The sequence below is a fragment of the Pseudomonas sp. LB3P93 genome (assembly GCF_054898025.1).
In genome coordinates this window covers 3,213,055-3,234,486 of record NZ_CM142713.1, presented here as the reverse complement: position 1 = coordinate 3,234,486, position 21,432 = coordinate 3,213,055, and the positions used below count along the sequence as shown (strand labels likewise).

The 21,432-nt window shown below is 60.8% G+C and carries 17 protein-coding genes; 7 read left to right on the top strand and 10 right to left on the bottom strand.

Translation table 11 applies throughout. The annotated features are described in order from the left end of the window. Window positions 1-148 precede the first annotated feature (148 nt). The 9 genes from ACYZT8_RS14640 to ACYZT8_RS14600 form a co-directional block, all read right to left on the bottom strand. A complete protein-coding gene (locus ACYZT8_RS14640) occupies window positions 149-1,489 on the bottom strand; it encodes a glutamine synthetase family protein (RefSeq protein ID WP_461982194.1) in 1,341 nt (446 codons plus the stop codon). 20 nt (window positions 1,490-1,509) lie between these two features. Next, a complete protein-coding gene (locus ACYZT8_RS14635; protein WP_461982192.1) occupies window positions 1,510-2,064 on the bottom strand; it encodes a helix-turn-helix domain-containing protein in 555 nt (184 codons plus the stop codon). A 25-nt stretch (window positions 2,065-2,089) separates the two neighbouring features. Next, window positions 2,090-3,379 carry an NAD(P)/FAD-dependent oxidoreductase gene (locus tag ACYZT8_RS14630; protein ID WP_461982190.1) on the bottom strand — a complete coding sequence of 430 codons (1,290 nt, stop codon included), beginning with the start codon at window positions 3,377-3,379 and terminating at the stop codon, window positions 2,090-2,092. 68 nt (window positions 3,380-3,447) lie between these two features. Further along, window positions 3,448-4,632, bottom strand: coding sequence for a patatin-like phospholipase family protein (locus ACYZT8_RS14625; RefSeq protein WP_461982188.1), 1,185 nt, complete (start codon window positions 4,630-4,632; stop codon window positions 3,448-3,450). Window positions 4,633-4,735: 103 nt separating this feature from the next. Then, the gene (locus ACYZT8_RS14620; protein WP_461982186.1) at window positions 4,736-5,200 is read right to left on the bottom strand and encodes a MaoC family dehydratase; all 465 of its coding nucleotides are present in this window, start codon (window positions 5,198-5,200) and stop codon (window positions 4,736-4,738) included. 21 nt (window positions 5,201-5,221) lie between these two features. Further along, window positions 5,222-5,953 (bottom strand): hypothetical protein, encoded by a 732-nt coding sequence (locus ACYZT8_RS14615; protein WP_461982184.1) that lies wholly within the window; start codon window positions 5,951-5,953, stop codon window positions 5,222-5,224. After that, complete coding sequence (locus ACYZT8_RS14610) at window positions 5,950-7,038, bottom strand: AI-2E family transporter (protein WP_461982182.1); 1,089 nt, start codon at window positions 7,036-7,038, stop codon at window positions 5,950-5,952. Before ACYZT8_RS14610 ends, ACYZT8_RS14615 begins: the two co-directional genes overlap by 4 nt. A gap of 78 nt (window positions 7,039-7,116) precedes the next feature. After that, window positions 7,117-7,752: a response regulator transcription factor gene (locus tag ACYZT8_RS14605; RefSeq protein WP_046055223.1), complete on the bottom strand. Its 636-nt coding sequence runs from the start codon at window positions 7,750-7,752 to the stop codon at window positions 7,117-7,119. Between the two features lie 4 nt (window positions 7,753-7,756). Then, complete coding sequence (locus tag ACYZT8_RS14600) at window positions 7,757-10,033, bottom strand: PAS domain-containing sensor histidine kinase (protein ID WP_461982179.1); 2,277 nt, start codon at window positions 10,031-10,033, stop codon at window positions 7,757-7,759. Between the two features lie 230 nt (window positions 10,034-10,263). Between ACYZT8_RS14600 and ACYZT8_RS14595 the strand changes: the two genes are divergently transcribed. From ACYZT8_RS14595 to phaR, 6 genes are all read left to right on the top strand, one after another. Beyond that, window positions 10,264-11,886, top strand: coding sequence for an acyl-CoA synthetase (locus ACYZT8_RS14595; RefSeq protein ID WP_461982177.1), 1,623 nt, complete (start codon window positions 10,264-10,266; stop codon window positions 11,884-11,886). A gap of 122 nt (window positions 11,887-12,008) precedes the next feature. Continuing rightward, window positions 12,009-12,335 carry a DUF485 domain-containing protein gene (locus ACYZT8_RS14590; RefSeq protein ID WP_461982175.1) on the top strand — a complete coding sequence of 109 codons (327 nt, stop codon included), beginning with the start codon at window positions 12,009-12,011 and terminating at the stop codon, window positions 12,333-12,335. Next, window positions 12,335-14,005 carry a cation acetate symporter gene (locus ACYZT8_RS14585; protein ID WP_461982173.1) on the top strand — a complete coding sequence of 557 codons (1,671 nt, stop codon included), beginning with the start codon at window positions 12,335-12,337 and terminating at the stop codon, window positions 14,003-14,005. Before ACYZT8_RS14590 ends, ACYZT8_RS14585 begins: the two co-directional genes overlap by 1 nt. Before the next feature lie 63 nt (window positions 14,006-14,068). After that, window positions 14,069-15,841: an acyl-CoA dehydrogenase C-terminal domain-containing protein gene (locus ACYZT8_RS14580; RefSeq protein WP_461982171.1), complete on the top strand. Its 1,773-nt coding sequence runs from the start codon at window positions 14,069-14,071 to the stop codon at window positions 15,839-15,841. Window positions 15,842-15,970: 129 nt separating this feature from the next. Then, window positions 15,971-17,239: an OprD family porin gene (locus tag ACYZT8_RS14575; protein WP_461982169.1), complete on the top strand. Its 1,269-nt coding sequence runs from the start codon at window positions 15,971-15,973 to the stop codon at window positions 17,237-17,239. Between the two features lie 210 nt (window positions 17,240-17,449). Continuing rightward, window positions 17,450-17,971: a polyhydroxyalkanoate synthesis repressor PhaR gene (gene phaR / locus ACYZT8_RS14570; RefSeq protein ID WP_461958865.1), complete on the top strand. Its 522-nt coding sequence runs from the start codon at window positions 17,450-17,452 to the stop codon at window positions 17,969-17,971. 37 nt (window positions 17,972-18,008) lie between these two features. On the opposite strand, the gene phaP is transcribed toward phaR, so the two are convergent. After that, the gene (phaP, locus tag ACYZT8_RS14565; protein ID WP_461958864.1) at window positions 18,009-18,578 is read right to left on the bottom strand and encodes a TIGR01841 family phasin; all 570 of its coding nucleotides are present in this window, start codon (window positions 18,576-18,578) and stop codon (window positions 18,009-18,011) included. Between the two features lie 242 nt (window positions 18,579-18,820). On the opposite strand from phaP, the gene ACYZT8_RS14560 reads away from it, so the two are divergent. Then, window positions 18,821-21,289, top strand: a complete 2,469-nt coding sequence (locus ACYZT8_RS14560) for a DUF3141 domain-containing protein (RefSeq protein ID WP_461982167.1) — start codon at window positions 18,821-18,823, stop codon at window positions 21,287-21,289. The last annotated feature ends 143 nt before the right edge of the window (window positions 21,290-21,432 follow it).

Sequence of the window (21,432 nt, the reverse complement as noted above, 5' to 3'; positions counted from 1 at the left end):
GGTGGGCCTGATCGATGTAATGCAGCGATTGTGCCAAGCGCTGATTGTCGCGGTTATACGGCTCCTGCCGGGGCTTCAAGGGTATGAACTCTGCAGTTTCTGCCTTGGCTTAGTGCATGGCGCAGCACAAAAGCTTTATAAAAGTGCATTACAGGTACCAGCGATACTCCCGCGCACTGATCTCCTGCATGAACGCCAGATGATCCTGGCGCTTGTTCTCGCAATACACATCCACGAACTCCGCGCCCAGCCCTTCGCGCAGCTGCGGTTGATGCTGCATGACGCGCACCGCTTCGAGCATTTCCAGCGGGAAGTCGACCCCGCTGTTGCGGTCTTCGTTGAGCGGCTGGATCGGCTCATTGCCCGCTTCCAGGCCATGTTCGAGTCCCACCAGAATCGCCGCCAACACAAGGTAGGGATTGGCGTCGGCGCCGGACAGGCGATGTTCAATGCGCAGGTTTTTTGCATCCGATTCCGGAATGCGCAGGCACGCATCACGATCCTCAAAGCCCCAGCTCGCCCGCGTGGCGATGTTCGTAGTGCCGCCCAAACGGCGAAATGCGTTCTGGTTGGGCGCGAAGATCGGCATGCAATGAGGCAACAGTTCCAGACAACCCGCCACGGCATGGCGCAGCGATTGCTGCTGGTTCGCCGCGAGGATGTTATTGCCAGCAGCATCGTAAAGGCTGACGTGCACGTGCATGCCGCTGCCCGGGTGCTGCAAGTAAGGTTTGGCCATGAAACTGGCGCGGTAACCGTGTTTCAGCGCCACGCCCCGGCTGCTGCGACAAAACAGGGCCGCCCAGTCCGCCGCACGCAACCCATCATCGAGATGACCGAAATTGATTTCGAACTGGCCCGGGCCGAGTTCGGCAGTGATCACCGTGGTATCGATGCCTTGGGCTCGCGATGCCTCGACCATGTCATCGAGCACCGGGGCAAAGCGTGACAGGCGCTCGATGTGCATGTTCGGTTGATCATCGGCATCGTCGGTCAAGCCATCCCGGGGAAACTGGGGCAGCCCGTCGCGCAGCTTTTTATCGAACAGATAGAACTCCAGCTCGAACGCCACCACCGGATGAATGCCTTTGCCCGCGAGCCTCTCCAGCACCTGCGCCAGGACCTGACGCGGCTCGAAAACGATCGGGTTTTCGGTGCCGTCCGAGGTGATCAGCATTTGCCCCAAGGGTTGTGCTTCCCAGCTCACCGGTTTGAGTGTGCCCGGCACCAGCCGGCGCAGCGCATCCGGGTCACCGTCGTTAAAGCAGTAGTCGCCAATCTTGAACAACCCGCCCTGCACACCCAGCAGCACACAGTTTTGCGGCAGTTTCAGCGCGCTGCCGGCCGCAACCTTTTCCAGCATCTCCACGGGATAGCGCTTGCCGTAGAAGTGCCCCGGAATGTCCAGGGAAATCAGGTCGACATAACGTACATCGGGGTAGCGTTGGCGGAAGGCTTGCACTTCGGCCAGCAGATCAGCGTCCATCATGGTGGGTCCTATTGTGGTTATCAGGTGTAAACCCAAAGCACTCGCGTGAGGTGCTCGGTGAGGTTGCCGTAACGGCAACGGGTATGGCTGTCGAACTGAAAGCTGTCGCCGGCCTGCAAGGTGACGGCCTCGTCATCGCCCAACCACAGCGTCAACTCGCCTTCGAGCACGTAGCCGCCCTGCTCCGAGCTATCAGTCAGATGCCGTTCGCCACTGCTGGCGCCGGCTTCGAGGTGACTTTCGAGCATGGAAAACGAAGCGCGCATTTTCGGCGACACCAGAATGTCGGTGATGCCATTGGCGTAGTACAACGTGCGGCGTTCATCCGGCCGGGTGACCCACGGCAGCTCCTTGGGTTTTGGCAGGCTGTAGAAGTAGGTCGTCGGCACGCCCAGGGTTTCGCTGATCGCCGTCAGGTCGGCCACGGTGGGCCGTGACAGGCCGCGTTCGACTTGCGAGAGAAACCCGACGGAACGACCGATCTGGTCGGCCAGGTCCTTCAAGGTGTATTTCTTGTGCTTGCGCAGATCGTGAATAAGGATCGCCAGCGCAGCGATTTCTTCTTGCTTGTTCATGCCTGGATTTCCGCCAAATAATTCATCAAATGCTGTCGCGCAGTCGATACCACGCCTTGCCGATGGCTTCCAGCGGCGCCGCCAGGTGTTTCCCGCCTGGGAAGCTGGGGTTAATCAAGCCCTGATACAACGCCAGTTCATCGCTCTGGCCAAGAATCGCGTCGGACACGGCGCGGGCTGCGGCCAGCGTCGGCAGCACACCATGCCCGGAGTAGCCCTGCAGCCAGTAGCGATCACCCCATCTACCAATGTCCGGTGTGCGTTTGAGCGTCAGGTCGATATGCCCGCCCCAGGCGAATTCCAGTTCTACGCCTTTGAGCTGCGGGAAAACCCGTTCCAGAAACGGCCGGGTCGCACCGGCAATGTCCTTGGGCATGCCACCCAGATAGGTGCAGCCACCGCCGAACAGCAGGCGGTTGTCCGGCGTGCGACGGAAATAGTCGAGAACGAACTGGTTGTCGGTGACGCAGACATTGCTCGGCAGCAGCGCAGTCGCTTGCTCTGCCGTTAGCGGTGCGGTGGCAACTTGATAAGTCCCCACCGGCAACACGCAACTGGCCAGTTGCGGGTCGAGCCGGTCGAGATAGGCATTGCAGGCCAGCACCAGCACATCTGCACGAATCGATCCGCGTTCGGTGTTCACCAGGAACTGACCGCCCTCCTCTCGATAACTCAAGGCTTTACTTTGTTCATGGATACGGCCGCCCGCACGCTCAATGGCGGCGGCCAGGCCCAGGGCCAGTTTCAACGGGTTCAGGTGAGCGCCCTCAGGGTCATAAAGTCCTGCCTGGTAGCGATCGCTGGCCACCCATTCCGGCAACTGCTCACGGCTGATGAACTGCAAGCCATCGTGGCCCCACTTGTGACTGGCCTCGCGCTGCCATTCAGTCAGCAGACCGACCCGACGGGGCATGACCGAGGTCCACAAATGGCCAGCGCGGTAGTCACAGTCGAAACCATGGCGAGCCGGCAACTCCCGCAGCTCTTGCGCGGCCCAGCGCATGCCGTCCCACAACCGTCGCGCACGTTCATAGCCCAGCGCCGCTTCCAGTGGCGGCATGTCGCACGACCAGCCAAGGATGGCCTGACCGCCATTGCGTCCCGACGCTGCCCATGCCACCCGGCTGGCTTCCAGCAGCGTCACGCGCTTGCCGGCCAACGCCAGGCGCAGCGCGGTATGCAGGCCGCTGAAACCGGCACCGATGATCACAACCTCGGCGGTTTGCTCACCGGCAAGCGCCGGTCGGGTGGTCAGGCGATCAGCGCAACTGTGGGCGTAATAGCTGGCGACATGCTGCGTGGACTGCTGAAACATACAAGCCTCATGAAATTATATTTTTATAATTTCATGAAAAACTACAGCATAAATTTCATTCAGACAACTCACCCGTTCGGCGATTTATGCCAGGGGTAGCCTTTTGCGCTGAGTTGAAAGGCGTACTCGAACAGACGTTTCATGTACTCGCCGTCGAATTTCTGATTGCGAGGACAAACAAAATCGGCGCCGATATACGCCAGATTGAAGTCCGCCCCATCCTGCTGGGCGATGCGGTAAATGCGATCGAGGTCGCTGATCCCCTGGGTCTGGATCAAGGTGCTGATGGCGCGCCCGCCGATGCTCAAGGTACGGCGCTTGGTTCCGGACCATTGCGGCACCAGTTTGCCGTTGCGAATGACATAGAAATGCCGCTCCCGACGTATGCGCGCGCCGGTCACGCTGTTCAGCGCCACCACGGTGCCCGGCGGGTAAAGGAACACTTGAGTGAGGACACCTCCGTCCACGTGCATTTCCTGAAACTGTTTGCCGTCGACCTCCACATCGATCATCACCGGTGAGACCGCGCCGGGAATGCTCATCGACGCGATCATGATGTTGCGAAACAGGTGGAGCGCTCCCGGTGCGCCGCTGGACGCAATCGCGCCCATGTTCCAGGTGACAGGCCGCCCGGCATCCAGATCGGTGGTGCCGATCATCAGTAGTCGTCCTTTGGCGTATTGCGCGGCGATGGCCGCGAGCACGTCGGCGGTGATGTACTTGGCAATGAGCCGCGCCAGTGGCTTGCTGTCCGCGATACCGTCGCTGGCCAGGCGGGTCAGCATACTTCGCGAATGGAACACGTCTTTGGGACCGATTGCACTGCAGATCCCCAGAATGACGCTGTCGTACTCAGGCCCCAGGTAAGCGAACGGGGCAACCAGGGCGCCCGCGCTGATGCCGGTGACGACCTTGAAAGCAGGTCGGCTCCCATGCAAAGTCCAGCCCGCAATGATGCCCGCCGCGAAGGTGCCGGCGTCGCCGCCCCCCGAAATGGCCAGGTAATAACCCCGTGGCAGCATGTCGGTCGGCAACTCCGAGTCGCCGTGCGCCTCGACCTCACGATCGTTGGCCAAAGTCGCGTCACGAATGAACAGCGTCAGGTCCTGGTCCAGCCAATAGCGCGCATTGGGGATGCCCGGGATGACCGCTTGTTCCGTCAGCGCTTGCGGCACCGCTTCACGGCGTTGCAGGCAGCCTTCACGCAGCATGTTCATCGTTGAGGCGCTGGGCCTGGGCAGAAATGGTTTCAAAACACCTCCTCCGTTCCCTGCCATCGACAGAGCACGCGCTCGACTGACTCATGAACTTGACCTCAGCCATCATGCGCGCGCCCCACACACCCATGACTACTTTTCAGTCAGGCGGCGGTCTCCTGAACACCAGCAGTTTGCCGGTAGATCGCTGCACCACCTTGTCATTCTGATTGAGGGTTTCCATGAACATCGTCACCACGCCCCGGTCGGGCTTGGTGCTGGACGGGTCGATGGCCTGCACGGTGCATTGCAGGCGCAACAGATCGTCGGGATAAGTGGGCGTTGGCCAGCTCAGTTCGATGCCCAACCCGATGATGCCGTCCGCCAGCGGTACGCTTTCCACCAGCAGCTTCATGGTCAGGGCGGCCGTGTTCCAGCCGCTGGCGGCCAGGCCACGGAACAGGCTCAGCTCGGCGGCTTCAGGATCGAGGTGAAACGGTTGCGGGTCGTACTCCTGAGCGAAGGCCAGCATCGACGCTCGATGGACGCGCAGGCTGTCGCTTTCGAACTGCTGACCCAGGCTCAGGTCATCAAGGTAGAGTTTTTCCCAGGCATGCACGGTCATGATTCATCCCTCCGAAGAGTATTACGAATAGCCGAGTTCGCTGAGATCGATAGCCACCAGCAACGCATCCTTGTTGGCCTGGCCGTCCTCTGCGCGTCGGTAAGCACGCCGCTTGCCGGGCATTCGCAGCCCGTCAGCTTCGATGTAGTCAGACACATATTGGGCGGCCGGCATGCCACCACTCACGTCGACGTTGTAATCGTGCCGGCGCAACAGGAAGTCTTCGCCGAAGTAGAAATCCTGTACGGCGCTGTGCGTGGCGATGCTTTCGGGGAAATGCACCCGCAAGCGACGCCAGCGCTGTGCGGCCTCTTGCCAGGGCTCGATTTCTTCGCTCACCACACCTGGAAAGGTGAACAGGAACGGCATGGTCAGGTAGGACCACAGCGCATAGCCGTTGAAGTAGGCGCGATGCAGTGGATCCCAAGGGGTGTTTTCGTCGTGGTCGCGGAACGATTCCCGGGGCGCCTGGCGCTCGGCAATCACCTGTCCGTCGGGGGTTTCGATGGCGATTCTGTCGGGTGAATAGGCCGTCCGTTTGCCCGGTCCACCGAAGGGAGTCACCGAGGCTTTCTGTTGGTGCAACCACACGGTCATCTGACGGGGGGCGCTGTCCTGCGTCAGCCCTTTCGCGCCCCAGAGCGAACCGCCGGTCACCAGCGTGGCGCGGACGGTGTCGAAGCGGTTCCAGCGGTCCAGACCACCGTGGGCGGTCAGTACCTGATCCAGCAGTTGATGATCCTGCGCACTCACAGTGGCGGCCCTCCGTCCTCCAGTGGTCGATCCTGCACCCATTGCCAGAATAATTGATAGCCGACGGCAAGCACCACCGGGCCGATGAACAGCCCGATGATGCCGCTGGTGACCATGCCACCCAAGGCGCCGATCAGCACCACCGGCATCGGCACATCAACACCGCGCCCCAACAGTAAAGGTTTGAGGACGTTGTCCACCAGGCCGGCAATGAACACATATATGGCAAAGATGATGGTCGCCGTGCTAGCCCCTTCGGTGGCGAAGACAAAGCCAATCACCGGCAGCGTAATCAGCGACACCGGTAGCTGCATGATGCCAAGCAGCAGCACCGCCAAGGCCAGCAAACCGGCACCGGGGATGCCCTTGAAGACAAAACCAAGGCCCACCAGCAGCATCTGGATAAAGGCGATGCCGACCACACCCAGCGCGACCGCGCGAATGGTGGCGGTGCACAGTTCGGCGATTTTCGGGCCCCTGGCCGGACCGCTGACTCTCGAGGCAATCTGGACCGCGGCGCGTCTGCCACCTTCACCATGGGCCATGAAAATTCCGGCAATGATCAAGGCGAAGATGAAGGTCAGGAATCCCATGCCGACACCGGCCAGTTTGCCCAACAGGCCCAGGCTGGCGTGTTTGATCTGCGGTACGTATTTCGCGGTCAGGTCGGGAAGATTGGTTGAGGCCTGTAGCCATAGATCAGAAAGCGGCTGGCCCACCAGCGGCCAACTGGCGACTGACTCGGCTGGCGGCGGAATGTGAAAACTGCCGCCCTTGACGATTTCCATCGCGTGTTCGACCGAGTCGGCAATCGAGGTGCCCAGCAGGTAGATCGGCACCATCAGGATGACGATGGCGATCAAAATGATCAGCGTCGCCACGTGCCCCGGTTTGTGCGTCCCCCGAATCCGTTCTTGCAGCGGATAGAGGGTGATCGCCAGGATCAGCGACCACAGCATCAAGTCGCGGAAGGGGCTGAATATCTCGAAGCAGAACAGCACCAGAACGACGATCAGCCCGGCACGAATCAGCACATCGAGCAGCGTGCGAGTGAGCGTTTTCTCGGAAAAGGACGTGGGCTCCACGGATGCCTCCTTGCAGGTCACTGCAACGGTTGCGGATCGGTTAGCCCAGCATAGACGCTCAATACCCGGCGCGAGGCTTCATCGCAGTTTCAGCGGGTCGACCAGTTCGGCGGCAATGGCCATGCCGACCAGGTCCGGCAGGGTATTGGCCTGCATGCGCTTCATCACGCGCGAGCGATACAGGTCGACGGTTTTCGCGCTGACGCCCAGTTGCTCGGCGATTTCGCGGGTGGTGTAACCCTGCACCAGCGGCAGCAAGACATCGCGCTCCCGTGGGGTCAGCGTCAACAAGCGTGCCTGCAAGGCTTCATGGCCCTGATTGCCCGACCGGTTGGCGGCGCAGTTGCTGAGCGCCTGTTGCACGCTGTCCAGCAACAACTGCTCGTTATAAGGTTTCTCGATGAAGTCATGGGCGCCGGCCTTGAACGCGCGCACCACGATCGGCACATCGGCGTGCCCGCTGACGAAAATGATCGGCAGGTTCAGCTCACGTGTGCGCATTTCTTCCTGCACGTTCAAACCACCCATGCCGGGCATGCGCACATCGAGCAGCACACAGGCATCGAGCGTGGCATCACAGGCGCTGAGAAACTCCACGCCACTGGTGAACGGCAAGGCCTTGAGCCCGACCGATTCCAGTAACCAGACCGTTGAATCAAGCATGCCCTGGTCATCGTCGACCACATACACCACGTGCTCCGTCACACCTGCCATTGCATTATTCCTGTTGTTGTTTTGTTGGGCCGGCAAGCGGCAAGCGGCAACTCATCAGCAGCCCGACCGGTTGGCGTCGGGCCTGCAATTCACCGCCAAAACCTTCGATGATGCTGCGGCTCATGGACAAGCCAAGGCCCAGCCCTTCGGCCTTGCTGGTATAGAACGGGGTAAAGATCTGCTCCAGTTCGGGCTCGCTGACGCCCGGCCCCTGGTCTTGCACGCTGATTTCCACGGTGGCCCCGCTGTCCTGCTGCGCCGCCATCACGATCAGCGAAGGCTGCCCCGGATGTTGTTCGCGGTTGGCGTCGATGGCGTTGCGCAACAGATTGAGCAGAACCTGCTCAAGCAACACCCGGTCGGCATAAACGGGCGGCAGATTATCCGGTAGTCGATCCTCGATTGTCACTTGGCAATTACTCGCCTCCCAGGCACACAACCGCACGGCCTCGCGGGCGACGTCGGTAAAATTCAGCGCCTGCATGCGGCGCTGGCCCTTGCGCAGAAACGCCCGCAAGCGCTTGATCACTTCCGAGGCATGGGTGGCGTGATGGGTGATGCGTTGCAGCCCCTGGGCCACTCGTTCGGCGGCCTGGGGATTGGAATCGAGTGTGTGTAAATAGCGCTGGCTGGCATTGGCGTAATTGACCACGGCGGCCAATGGCTGGTTGATTTCGTGGGCAATGCCCGAGGCCAGCTCGCCGAGGGTGACCAGCCGCGCGGTGTGGGCCAATTCGTCCTGGTGGCGGCGCTGTTGCACCTCGCGCAGTTCACGCTCGGTCATGTCCCGCGCCACCAATGAGTAATAGCGCTCGCCACCGGCCGAACGGTGCGCCAGCAGCACCAGCGAGACCGGCACTGATGTGCCGCCTCCGGGTGGTTGCAACCGCGCATCGGTGCTCCACACGCCGTCGCGTTCAGCGCTGCTCCAGCCGTCACGTTGCAGGCGCGTCAGGTCAGCGCTGGAAAACAAGTGCGCCAGGGCCGGCATCGGTTGTTGCTCGTCGATGCCGAGGATGCGCCGCGCCGCCGGGTTGAGGTAAGTCACTTGCCCGTCAGGGTCGATGAACAGCACCGGATCGGTGTTGGCCTCGACGACTTCGGCCAGGCGCCGCTTGTTCTCTTCGGCTTGCACACGGGCGGTGATGTCCCGGGATACGCTGACCACTTCGACCACGGCGCCGGTGTAGGTCTCACGGATCGCCCGGCTGGCGGTTTCGAACCACAGGTAATGCCCGGCACGATGGCGAATGCGGTACGTCATCGTGTGATAACCGTCCTGCTCCAGAGCGTCCCGGGCACGCTGGACCAGGTTGGCGAGGTCCTGGCCATGGAACAGACCCTGAGCCATTTGCCCGCGCAACTCTTCAGGCCAGTAGCCGAGTAATGTCCAGGAGGCCGGCGAAGCATCAAGAAAACGCCCGTCCGGGGTGTGCCGGGAAATCAGGTCGGTGGTGTTCTCGATGATCAGCCGGTACAGCCGGCGTGCCGTGGCCGCTTCACGTTCGGCCAGCACCTGGGCCGTTGCATCGCGGCAACGAGCGAGCACGCGGTTGTCCTGGGGATCGGGGATAAACGTCCAAATCAGGATCTGCGCCTCGAACTGCGCTTCCACCCCTTCGATGGCACGCTGCTGGTCAAGGCAGGCGCGCACCAGCACCCGGTGATTAACTGGCAAAAAGCCCAGCACCTCGGTCAGTGATTTTTCCGCGAGCAACGCCAGCAGCGCCGCATTGAACTCCAGCGGCCGGCCCTGCGCATCGAGCAACAGACTCGGTTGTGGGTCGTGACCCAACAGCGGCGATCCGCGCAGCATGCCGTTGACGCTACTGAGCAAGGTCGTCAGCAAATCCTGCACCCAACCCAGCCAGTCAAGGCTCACGCCTTCACAGACTTCCACCAGCAACAGGCCGGCCTGCCCCGTCTGCAAGGCCAGATCAAACACCTGGCCATGGCTGATGGCGGCCCGGCGCAACCGACCGGACAGCCAGCAATCGAGTTGCCGTACTTGCGCGAGGTCCAGGCGCCCGGTCTCGACCAGCCGATCAAACAGCAACTGATCGCTGGCCAGCGACGGATCGCCCAGGCCCGGAGGGAAATGCTGCGCCGCGCCCTCGTGGCTGTAAATTCGCGCATTGGGTTGCCAGCTCAGATAAACCGCCCGGCGCACCTCGGGACATTCCTGCAACGCACGGCACAACGCATCAGCCCGGGCGGCCAGGGACACGCCTTCGCGTTGCAGGCGCAACCAGCTGTGCAATCGAACGGGGGTCAGAGTCATCACGGGTCCGCTTTTTCGGGGGAGCCAAGAATATACCGGCTCTGGAGGTATGGCCGCATTCATTTGGACACGCAAGAATCAAATATAGTACAACTACTATACTGCGTAGGTTGTACTTCCATATGCATGGCAGATTGTTATATAAAGCAGGCCGGACATAAAGGATGACCTCAGCGGCTACGCTGAACAGGCCATCCATAGAGCTAACAATCAGCCACCGAGTACCCGTCATGTCGATCTATGAACAAGGGCTAGGCCCTTCGGCTGTCAATCACATTGCCTTGTCTCCGCTCAGCTTCATTGAGCGCACTGCCAGCGTTTACCCCCATTACCCGGCCGTGATCCACGGCTCGATTCGTCGTACCTGGGCGCAGACCTACACCCGTTGCCGACGTCTGGCCTCGGCGCTGGCCGGTCGCGGCATCGGCAAGAACGACACGGTGGCGGTGATGCTGCCCAATATTCCCGAGATGCTTGAAGTGCATTTCGGCGTGCCAATGATCGGCGCGGTGCTCAACCCACTCAACGTGCGCCTGGATGCCGAAGCCATTGCCTTCATGCTGCAGCATGGCGAGGCCAAGGTGCTGATCACCGACCGTGAATTCCACGACGTGATTCACGCGGCCATCGGCATGCTCGATCACCCGCCGCTGGTGATCGATGTGAATGACCCGGAATACGGTGAAGGCCAGGCCGTCAGCGACCTCGACTATGAAGCGCTGCTGGCCGAGGGCGATCCGGACTTCGCCTGGCAATGGCCGGCCAACGAGTGGCAAGCCATCTCGCTGAACTACACCTCCGGCACCACCGGCAACCCGAAAGGCGTGGTTTACCACCATCGCGGCGCCTACCTGAACTCGCTGGGCAACCAGATGACCTGGGCCATGGGCAATCATCCGGTGTACCTCTGGACCTTGCCGATGTTCCATTGCAACGGGTGGTGCTACCCGTGGGTCATCACCGCAATGGCTGGCGTGCATGTGTTCCTGCGCCGGGTCGATCCGCAGAAAATCCTCACCCTGATCCGCGAGCATCAAGTGACGCACCTGTGCGCTGCGCCGATTGTGCTCAATGCCTTGGTCAACATGCCGGAATCGGCAAAAGCGGCCATCGATCACCCGGTCAACGCCATGGTGGCGGGTGCTGCACCGCCGGCCAAAGTGATCGGCGCCGTGGAAGAGATGGGCATCAAGGTCACTCACGTGTATGGCCTGACCGAAACCTACGGCCCAGTGACGCTCTGCGCCTGGCATGCCGAATGGGATGAACTGGCGCTGGATGAACGAGCACAAATCAAATCCCGTCAGGGTGTGCGCTACCCGACGCTCGAAGGCGTAATGGTCGGCGACTCGAAGACCCTGGAACCGACCCCGCGCGACGGTCAGACCATCGGTGAGATCTTCATGCGCGGCAACACCGTGATGAAGGGCTACCTGAAGAACCCGACCGCCACGGCCGAAGCGTTCGAAGGTGGCTGGTTCCATACCGGCGACCTGGCGGTGTGTCATCCCAACGGTTATGTCGAGATCAAGGACCGGCTCAAGGACATCATCATTTCCGGCGGCGAGAACATTTCCACCATCGAACTGGAAGGCGTGCTGTATCGCCATCCCGGCGTGATGGAGGCGGCCGTGGTTGCTCGTCCCGATGAAAAGTGGGGCGAAACGCCTTGCGCCTTTGTCACCTTGAAGGCCGATCACCAGGACGTGCGCGAGGCCGACATCATCAGTTTCTGCCGCGAGCATCTGGCCGGTTTCAAAGTCCCGCGCACGGTGATCTTCACCCTGTTGCCGAAAACGTCCACCGGCAAAATTCAGAAGTACGTTCTGCGCGAGAGGGCCAAAGCGCTCTAACCCGAACCGACGTTTTACCCATCAAGCGGCAGGCGCCTTTCCCTGCCGCTTCGGGCTCGTGCAGGCCGAATTCGGCTCTGACTTGCCCCCGGACACATAACAAAAACAAAGTGGAGCCACCCATGATCGACATCCATTCAACCGATACCCAACGCTGTGAACGCATTCGGAGCAACCCGAAATTCCTTCAATTGGTGAGCAGCCGTTCGCGCCTGGCCTGGTCGCTGAGCGCTGCGGTGCTGGGCACCTACTACGGATTCATGCTGGTAGTTGCGTTTGCCCCGCAGTGGCTGCATGCACCGGTCGCCGAGCATCGGATGTTGACCCTGGGCATGCCGGTTGGCGCGGCGATCATCATTTTTTCCTGGCTCCTGACCGGTTGGTACGTCTACCGCGCCAACACGCGCTTCGATGCACTGGGCGCCGCCATTCTCGAGGAGAGCAAGTGATGAACCTGTTCCGTACGCTCATCCTCGCCACTGCCGGTCTGTTGCCGGCCTCCGTCGCCCTCGCCGCCCCGGCCGTGGGCGTGGTGGAAAAACAGCCACTCAACCTGCATGCCATCGGCATGTTCTTCGTCTTCGTGTTGGGCACGCTGGCCATCACTTGGTGGGCCGCTCGGCAAACCAAATCCACGTCCGACTTCTATACTGCGGGCGGTGGCATCACCGGGTTCCAGAACGGTCTGGCAATTGCCGGTGACTACATGTCCGCCGCCACGCTGCTGGGGCTGTCCAGCCTGGTGTTCGCCAAAGGCTACGATGGCTTCATCTATACCATCGGCTTCTTCGTCGGCTGGCCGATCATCACCTTCCTGATGGCCGAGCGCCTGCGCAACCTGGGCCGCTACACCTTCGCCGATATCGTTTCCTATCGGCTGGACCAGAACAAAGTGCGGATCTTCGCCGCGTTCGGTTCGCTGACCGTGGTGTGCTGCTACCTGATCGTGCAGATGGTCGGCGCCGGTCAGTTGATCAAGTTGCTGTTCGGTCTCGACTACCCGGTTGCCGTGGTGATCGTCGGTGCGTTGATGCTGGTCTACGTGATCTTCGGCGGCATGATCGCCACCACGTGGGTGCAGATCATCAAGGCTGTGTTGCTGCTCGCTGGCGGCACGACCCTGGCGGTCATGGCCATGTCGCAGTTCGGTTTCAGCTACGAAACCCTGGCGGACAAAGCCGTCCAGGCTCACGCCAGTGGTTGGAACATCATGGGGCCCGGTTCAATGCTCGCCGACCCGATCAACACCGCTTCGATGTCCCTGGGCCTGGTGTTCGGCATTGCCGGTCTGCCGCACATTCTGATGCGCTTCTTCACCGTGCCCAACGCCAAGGAAGCGCGCAAGTCGGTGTTCTACGCCACCGGATTCATCGGCTTTTTCTTCCTGGTTGTCTGCACCCTGGGTTTTGCCGCAATGGTGATCATCGGCACCGACCCGCAGTACTACGTCAATGGTGAAGTCGGCGGCGCCTTGATCGGCGGCGGCAACATGGTCGCTATGCACCTGGCCAAAGCGGTCGGTGGCAACCTGTTCTTCGGTTTCCTCTCGGCCGTGGCCTTCGCCACCATTCTGGCAGTGGTTTCCGGGCTGGCCCTGGCCGGCGCCTCGGCGATTTCCCATGACCTCTACGCCACGGTGTTCAAGAAAGGCAAAGCCAGCCAGAAACAGGAAATGCGCGTAACCCGCATGGCCACGGTTGGCCTGGGCATCATCGCGATTCTGCTGGGCATTCTGTTCGAGAAGATGAACGTCGCGTTCCTTGTGGGCCTGACCTTCGGCATCGCCGCATCGACCAACTTCCCGGTGCTGATCATGGCCATGTACTGGAAAGGCCTGACCACCAAAGGCGCGATCCTCGGCGGTTTCGCCGGCCTGATCTGCGCGCTGGTGCTGGTGATCCTGTCGCCAGCGGTGTGGGTCACCGTGCTCGGCCATGCCCACGCGATCTTCCCTTACGACCACCCGGCGCTGTTCTCCATGCCGCTGGCGTTCTTCGTGATCGTGGTGGTGTCGAAACTCGACCGCAGCGTGCGCGCCGACAAGGAGCGTGATGCCTACGCCGACCAGTTCGTTCGCGCCCAGACCGGCCTCGGCGCCGCCAGCGCTTCCGCTCATTGATTGAAAGGGCACGGTCCGCCGTTGCGGCGCCGTGCCCATCGCACACCTTTTGAGGTTCACGTTATGCCCGAATTCAACGCCCCGCTGCGCGACATGCGCTTTGTGCTGCATGAAGTGTTCGACGCCCCGGCCCTGTGGGCGCGCCTGCCGGCCCTGGCCGACAGCGTCGATGCCGCCACCGCTGACGCCATTCTGGAAGAGGCGGCGAAAGTCACCTCGCACCTGATTGCGCCGTTGAATCGCAGCGGCGACGAAGAAGGCGCCCAGTGGCTCGATGGCCAGGTCAGCACGCCGATCGGTTTCAAACAGGCTTACGCCACCTACATCGAAGGCGGTTGGGTGGGCCTTTCAGGTAACGCCGATTTCGGCGGCATGGGCATGCCGAAGATGCTCGCCGTGCAATTCGAAGAAATGCTCTACGGCGCCAATTCCAGCTTCGCCCTGTATTCGGCGTTGAGTTCCGGTGCCTGCCTGGCGCTGGATGCCCACGCCAACGAGACCCTGAAAAACCTGTACCTGCCGCCGATGTACGAAGGCCGTTGGGCCGGCTCCATGTGCCTGACCGAAGCCCACGCCGGCACCGACCTGGGAATCATCCGCACCCGCGCCGAACCTCAGGCCGATGGCAGTTTCAACATCACCGGCAGCAAGATCTTTATCACCGGTGGTGATCAGGACCTGACCGAAAACATCATCCATCTGGTGCTGGCCAAACTGCCGGACGCGCCGGCCGGGCCGAAAGGCATTTCGTTGTTCGTCGTGCCTAAAGTGCGGGTCAACGCCGACGGTTCCCTCGGCGAGGCCAACGCCGTGAGCTGCGGTTCGATTGAACACAAGATGGGGATCAAGGCCTCGGCCACCTGCGTGATGAACTTCGACGGCGCCAGCGGTTGGCTGGTCGGCGAAGCCAACAAAGGCCTGGCGGCGATGTTCACCATGATGAACTACGAGCGCTTGTCCATCGGCATTCAGGGCATTGGCTGTGCTGAAGCGTCCTATCAGAGTGCCGTGGCTTACGCTCGCGAACGTGTGCAGAGTCGCGCCCCGACCGGCGCCATCGCCCCGGACAAAGTGGCTGACCCGATCATCGTCCATCCCGACGTGCGCCGCATGCTGCTCAGCATGAAGGCCATGACTGAGGGTGGCCGCGCCTTCGCCAGTTATGTCGGGCAGCAACTGGACCTGGCGAAGTTTTCCGATGACGCCAAGGAACGCGACAACGCCCAAACCCTGGTCGCGCTGCTGACGCCAGTGGCCAAGGCGTTCTTTACCGACACCGGTCTGGAAAGCTGCATCAACGGTCAGCAAGTGTTCGGCGGCCACGGCTACATCCGCGAATGGGGCCAGGAGCAATTGGTTCGTGACGTGCGCATCGCACAGATCTACGAAGGCACCAACGGCATTCAGGCCCTGGACTTGCTGGGACGCAAAGTACTCGCCGATAGCGGCGCCGCGCTGCGTCAGTTTACCGGAGAGATCCGTCATTTCGCCCATCAGCCCGATGCGCCCTACTCCGTCCAGTTGTTCGATGCCGTGCAGCGTCTGGAAGACCTGAGCGACTGGCTGCAGGATCAGGCCGCGACCAATCGCAACGAAGTCGGCGCGGCTTCGGTCGAGTATTTGCACCTGTTCGGTTACGTCGCTTACGCCTGGCTTTGGGCGCGCATGGCACAGGTGGCCAAGCAAAAGCTGCACGAGGACCCAGGGTTCTACGGCGCGAAAATCGCCACCGCCGATTTCTACATCCATCGCCTGCTGCCGCGCATTTTGAGCCTGGAGCAATCCATGCGCGCGGGCAGCGCCTCCTTGTTTGGCCTGAGCGCCGAACAGTTCTAACGATTGAACCGCACGCGGCGCCACGCTCCTCTCGATTCGGCGTTCGCGTTTTTTTATTGATAAGCCCTCGCCCATTTGGCGAGGGCCGCGGGACCTGTCTTTCCATAATAAAAACAAAGGGGCTTCACCATGGACCGCAACACCCGCACCCTCGCTACCCGGCTGTTGCTGGCCGGCGGCGTCATTAGCCTCTCGGCCCCCGCCGCCGCTGACTTTGTCAAAGACAGCAAGGCCAGCCTCGAGCTGCGCAACTTCTATTTCAACCGTGATTATCGTCAGGACAACGCCGCCCAATCCAAACAAGAGGAATGGGCCCAGGGATTTCTGCTGCGCTTTGAGTCGGGCTTCACCGACGGTTTGATCGGCGTCGGTTTCGATGCTATCGGCCTGCTCGGCGTCAAGCTCGATTCCAGTCCTGATCGCGCTGGGTCTGGCGTGCTCAAACGCCATGGCGACACGAGCAAAGGCGCGCAGAACGAGTACGGCGAGCTGGGTTTGACCGCCAAACTGCGCGCCTCCAAAAGCACGCTGAAACTCGGCACGCTGCTGCCGAAACTGCCAACCGTACTGGCCAACGATTCACGGCTGTTGCCGCAAACCTTCAAGGGCGGTCAGTTGACGTCGCTGGAAATTGAAGACCTGACCGCGGATGCCGGACGGCTGACCCAGGTCAATCAGCGTGACTCCTCCGACTACGAGGACATGGGCATCACCCGAACCGGCGCCAAAGGCATCACCACGCGGCATGTCGACAGCGACAGTTTTGATTTCGCCAGCCTGAACTACAAATGGACCAGCAACCTCGCCACCAGCTACAGCTACGGTCATCTCGACAATTTCTACAGCCAGCACCTGGTGAACCTGACCTATGTGTTGCCGGTGACGACGGGCCAATCGTTCAAGACGGACCTGCGCTTTGCCCGTTCAACGGATGATGGCGGCAGCAATGTCGACAACAATGCCATTGGCGCGATGTTCACCTACAGCCTTGGCGGCCATGCGCTGGGCCTGGGTTATCAAGGCATGAGCGGCGACACCGGCTACGCCTACGTCACCGGCACCGATGCGTTCCTGGTGAACTTCGTGCAGATCGGCGACTTCGCCAGCAAGGATGAAAAATCCTGGCAGGCGCGTTACGACTACAACTTTGCGGCCATGGGCGTGCCGGGGCTGACCTTCATGACCCGCTATATCACCGGCGACAATATCGATTTGGGTGGCAACCGCCCGGAAGGCAAGGAATGGGAGCGGGATACCGACATTGGATATGTGGTGCAGAGCGGTCCGCTGAAGAATGTCGGGGTGAAATGGCGGAATGCGACGGTGCGTTCGACCAATTTTGGTAGTGATCTGGATGAGAATCGGTTGATTGTCAGCTACACCTTGCCGATCTGGTAAATCAATACCGGCCTGATCGTTCCCACGCTCCGCGTGGGAATGCAGCCCGGGACGCTCCGCGTCCCAGGAGAGGACGCAGAGCGTCCGAGGATGAATTCCCACGCAGAGCGTGGGAACTATCGGTAAGGAGCGCGTGGGAACGAGCACCCGCGGCAGTGGCGATAGTAGGTTAAGATGCCTGCAAACCAGGCTCGCCACGAGACGCCCCGCATGCCAGATAACAGTCGGAACACGCCCCGCCTGATCAAGAAATACCCCAATCGCCGACTGTATGACACCCACACCAGCAGTCATTTGACGCTGGCGGACGTCCGCCAATTGGTCGTCGATAAAGTTGCGTTTCAGGTGGTCGATGCCAAGAGCGGCGAAGACCTGACGCGCAGCATCCTGCTGCAAGTAATTCTGGAAGCCGAAAGCGGCGGTGAGCCGATCTTCACCAGCGAGATGCTGATGGGGATTATCCAGTTCTATGGTCCGTACCAGGGCGTGCTCGGCAGCTACCTGGACAAAAGCATCCAGACCGTTATCGACATTCAGTCGCAGACCGGCGCGCAGTCGTCCGAAGCCTGGAGCGACTTCATGCATCAACAGGCCCCGGTCATGCAGGACCTGATGCGCCAGTATGTCGACCAGTCCAAGGCGTTGTACCTCAATACCCAAAACCTGTTCGGCATGTTTGGCGGCAAACCCGGCACCGATAACGGGCCGAAAAAAAATGGCGATGGGGAATAAACCCATCGCCATTTTTGTGCTGCTGGCCTGATTTGACTTACTTGTTACCGCTGGTGGCCTTGGCGCTTGCTTCTGGCGCTGCTTTGGTGGCAGCGGCAGTGGCGGCGTCAAAATTGCTCTGAGCCACATCGGAAGCCTGTTTCACCGCTTTCTGTGCGCTTTCAAACACGGTGCCGGCATTCGCCAGGCCCGACTTGAACGCAGCCACTACAGGCTCGGAGCCAGCCGGTGCATTCTTGCTGATTGCTTCAACAAACTCATTCACCTGCTGGGTGCCCGCCTCGACCTGACTCGACGTCAGTTTGGCGATGTCCGACTGCGTGCCCACGATCAGCGCTTGAACCTGACGATTGAACTCGGCCAGACGTTCAGTCTGCGCGCTCGGCTGGGTGAACGACGCCTGCAAGTCAGCAAAACCTTGAGGGTCACGCACGGCCAGCAGTTTGCGCACGCCTTCAAAGTGCTCTTCGGTGGAGTCGCGCAGTGCCTTGAACTGCAACTGGCTCAGCTGTTCAACGCTGGCGAAGACTTTGCCGCTGATTTGCTGCAAAAGATCGAGGTTGGCTTTCTGAGCGGTTTGCAGTTTTTCCGAATTGAAAAAAGACATGCTTGAATCTCCTGGTACTGAAAGGCCCGGATGGACCTGAGGACGCGATAGCGATCCTGCCAGACATCGCGTTAGCCTTGATATTGCAGTGCACAAAACTATTTGGCAACGGCTATTTTTTGCAGCGCACAATAAAACTCCTACTTCGGATGATATTCCCTATACACTCGTTAAAATCGGATGGCCGGCTTGGCTTCTATTAGTCAGGGCGACATTCCCACGCATTGCGTCAGGAGTTCACAATGGGTCAGGAAGAAAATATTGCGCTGCAAGATGAAGGGCTTTCGTCCCCGGCCGGTTTATTCGAGCACCTGAACCATCTGCAGCGCCTCAATACCCGCAACGTTCTCGACGCCGTGCAACAGCGCCAGGCCAAAACCTACGCACTTTCAAGCCTTGGGCAACTCAGGCAGCCGACGCCCGCTGACTGGCAGGAATACCTCACAGACGTGGGTCAACGTAGCGTGTTGTTCTGGGACACCCTGCGTCAGCGCGGCGACAACACCCTGGCCCACGAACGCGCCGGGTATCCGCTGCTGCTCAAGTTCAATCATGAAACCCTGGTCGCCGGTGAAGACCTGCCGCGCCCGGTCAACTACTCGCTGTTGCAGATCCTCGCGGGCCCCGGTCAACGGCTCGACAACAAAAAACAGCCGGTGATCATCATTGATCCACGAGGCGGCCACGGCTCGGGGATCGGCGGTTTCAAACAGGATTCGGTCATCGGCGAAAGCCTGCGCGCCGGGCACCCAACCTATTTCATCTCGTTCAGCCATTCGCCACGCCCAGGGCAGACCCTTGCAGACATTGTTGAGGCCCAGGCGCGGTTCATCGAAGAAGTCAGTGCACGACATCCTGCCAGCGCCAAACCCGTGGTGATCGGCAACTGCCAGGCCGGCTGGGCATTGATGGGCCTGGCCGCTACCCGCCCGGAATTGCCGGGGCTGATCATCGTCAATGGGGCGCCGCTGTCGTACTGGGCCGGCGTCAATGGTCGCAATCCGATGCGCTACACCGGCGGTTTGCTGGGTGGCGGCTGGATGGCGCGGCTGGGCAGCGACCTGGGCAATGACCGTTTCGACGGCACCTGGCTGGTGAGCAATTTCGAAAGCCTCGACCCGGCCAACACCTGGTGGGGCAAGTACTACCACCTGTTCAGTGAAGTCGACAGCGAGGCTCCGCGTTTTCTGGACTTCGAGCGCTGGTGGGGTAGCCCGACCCTGCTCAATGGCGAAGAGATCGAGATGATTGTCGATGACCTGTTCATCGGCAATCAGCTGTCCGGCGGCCTCGGGCGCAAGAGCAGCGGACTCGACCTCAAGCGCATCGAAGTGCCGGTGGTGGTGTTTTGCTCCTATGGCGACAACATCACCTCGCCGCAACAGGCGCTGGACTGGATCACCGACGTCTACCCAAGTGACCTCGCCCTGCAAAATGCCGGTCGCACCATCGTTTACCTGCGGCACGCGAGCATCGGTCATCTGGGCATCTTCGTGTCCGGTGAAGTGGCACGGCGTGAACACCGAGAGTTGCTGGGCGCGGTCGACGCGATCAATGAACTGCCGGGTGGGCTGTATGAAATGCTCATCGAGGACCAGCCGGAAGACTTTCAAACGCCGTATGCCGTGCGCTTCGAGCGTCGGCTTATCGCCGACATCCACGGTGAAGTGCAGCCGCCCCGTGATGACGATCGCGAATTCGCGCTGGTCGAGCGTGCCTCTGACATCAACAACAGCCTCTACGACGGATTTGTTCGGCCGTGGTTGCGCCAGTTGATCAATGAACCGACCGCCGAACTGATGCGCAAGGCCCATCCATTCCACCAGCAACAGGTGATGTGGAACAGTTTGAACCCGGCGCTGTGGTGGTTGGCAGGCAGTGCCGCCCAAGTGAGCACGGATCGTCAACCCGCAAGCCCGGCCAATCCATTGCTGGCCTGGCAGGCATTGTTTTCCAACCAGATACAGGACGCCTTGAACGGCTATCGGGATCTGCGCGATGCCGCCCAGGAAATGTGTTTTTACGGCGTGTATGGCGTGCTCAATAGCCTCGCCGGCAATGCACCGGGGCGTAATCTTCAGGCCCATGCCGAGCAGCACGATAAAGTCCTGATCGAACGCCTTCAGGACGCCCTGCCCCTTGGCGGTCTGATGGAAGCCTTGATCCGGATCCTGTTCCTGCTGGGCCGTGACAGCGATGAACCGGGCAAGCAAAGCGTCGAGAAACTGATCCTGCAATTGCAGGTGCTGCTACAGGATTACAGCGCCGAGCCGCTGGACCTGCGCGAAACCCTGCACCTGCAAAAACTGCTGGTCGCCACCCACCCGCAGGAAAGCCTGCACAGCCTGCCCCTGATGCTGGCCGAGGTCGAAGAACGCCAACAAGTGTTGGCGGCCGTTGCCAATTTGCTGCCGGAATTGTTGACCAGCGGCGCAGACAATCCGTTCTGGTGTGAGCTGCACACGCTGCTCGATGTTCCGTTGCCAGGTTTTAGCCTGACGCAACCTCCTGGTGAAGCCGATGTGGTCGAGGCGAAAGTCCCGGAGATAACCCCGGAGCCGATCAAGTTGAAAACTCCGGTCGTCGTGCCTGAGCCCGTCAATCAAAAGGCCCCGGCGGTCGTCGCTGAGCCGATTGCCCCGGTAACGCTGACAAAGACGCGCAAACCCGCCAAGGGCAAAAAAGGCTCGAAGAAACCGCCGGCACCCTGATGAGCAACCTGTGGGAGCGAGCCTGTGTGTGGCGAGGGAGCTTGCTCCCGCTGGGTCGCGAAGCGGCCCCAAAAGTTTGCGACTGCTTCGCAGCCGAGCGGGAGCAAGCTCCCTCGCCACGCACAGATTCGCTCCCACAGGGC

What these genes read in the sequence shown, in the direction of transcription:
- ACYZT8_RS14595 (WP_461982177.1), top strand. Translation starts at nt 10,264, where the DNA reads ATGTCGATCTATGAACAAGGGCTAGGCCCTTCGGCTGTCAATCACATT.
- ACYZT8_RS14635 (WP_461982192.1), bottom strand. Translation starts at nt 2,064, where the DNA reads ATGAACAAGCAAGAAGAAATCGCTGCGCTGGCGATCCTTATTCACGAT.
- phaP (WP_461958864.1), bottom strand. Translation starts at nt 18,578, where the DNA reads ATGTCTTTTTTCAATTCGGAAAAACTGCAAACCGCTCAGAAAGCCAAC.
- ACYZT8_RS14640 (WP_461982194.1), bottom strand. Translation starts at nt 1,489, where the DNA reads ATGATGGACGCTGATCTGCTGGCCGAAGTGCAAGCCTTCCGCCAACGC.
- ACYZT8_RS14575 (WP_461982169.1), top strand. Translation starts at nt 15,971, where the DNA reads ATGGACCGCAACACCCGCACCCTCGCTACCCGGCTGTTGCTGGCCGGC.
- ACYZT8_RS14605 (WP_046055223.1), bottom strand. Translation starts at nt 7,752, where the DNA reads ATGGCAGGTGTGACGGAGCACGTGGTGTATGTGGTCGACGATGACCAG.
- ACYZT8_RS14585 (WP_461982173.1), top strand. Translation starts at nt 12,335, where the DNA reads ATGAACCTGTTCCGTACGCTCATCCTCGCCACTGCCGGTCTGTTGCCG.
- ACYZT8_RS14600 (WP_461982179.1), bottom strand. Translation starts at nt 10,033, where the DNA reads ATGACTCTGACCCCCGTTCGATTGCACAGCTGGTTGCGCCTGCAACGC.
- ACYZT8_RS14560 (WP_461982167.1), top strand. Translation starts at nt 18,821, where the DNA reads ATGGGTCAGGAAGAAAATATTGCGCTGCAAGATGAAGGGCTTTCGTCC.
- ACYZT8_RS14580 (WP_461982171.1), top strand. Translation starts at nt 14,069, where the DNA reads ATGCCCGAATTCAACGCCCCGCTGCGCGACATGCGCTTTGTGCTGCAT.
- ACYZT8_RS14630 (WP_461982190.1), bottom strand. Translation starts at nt 3,379, where the DNA reads ATGTTTCAGCAGTCCACGCAGCATGTCGCCAGCTATTACGCCCACAGT.
- ACYZT8_RS14620 (WP_461982186.1), bottom strand. Translation starts at nt 5,200, where the DNA reads ATGACCGTGCATGCCTGGGAAAAACTCTACCTTGATGACCTGAGCCTG.
- phaR (WP_461958865.1), top strand. Translation starts at nt 17,450, where the DNA reads ATGCCAGATAACAGTCGGAACACGCCCCGCCTGATCAAGAAATACCCC.
- ACYZT8_RS14590 (WP_461982175.1), top strand. Translation starts at nt 12,009, where the DNA reads ATGATCGACATCCATTCAACCGATACCCAACGCTGTGAACGCATTCGG.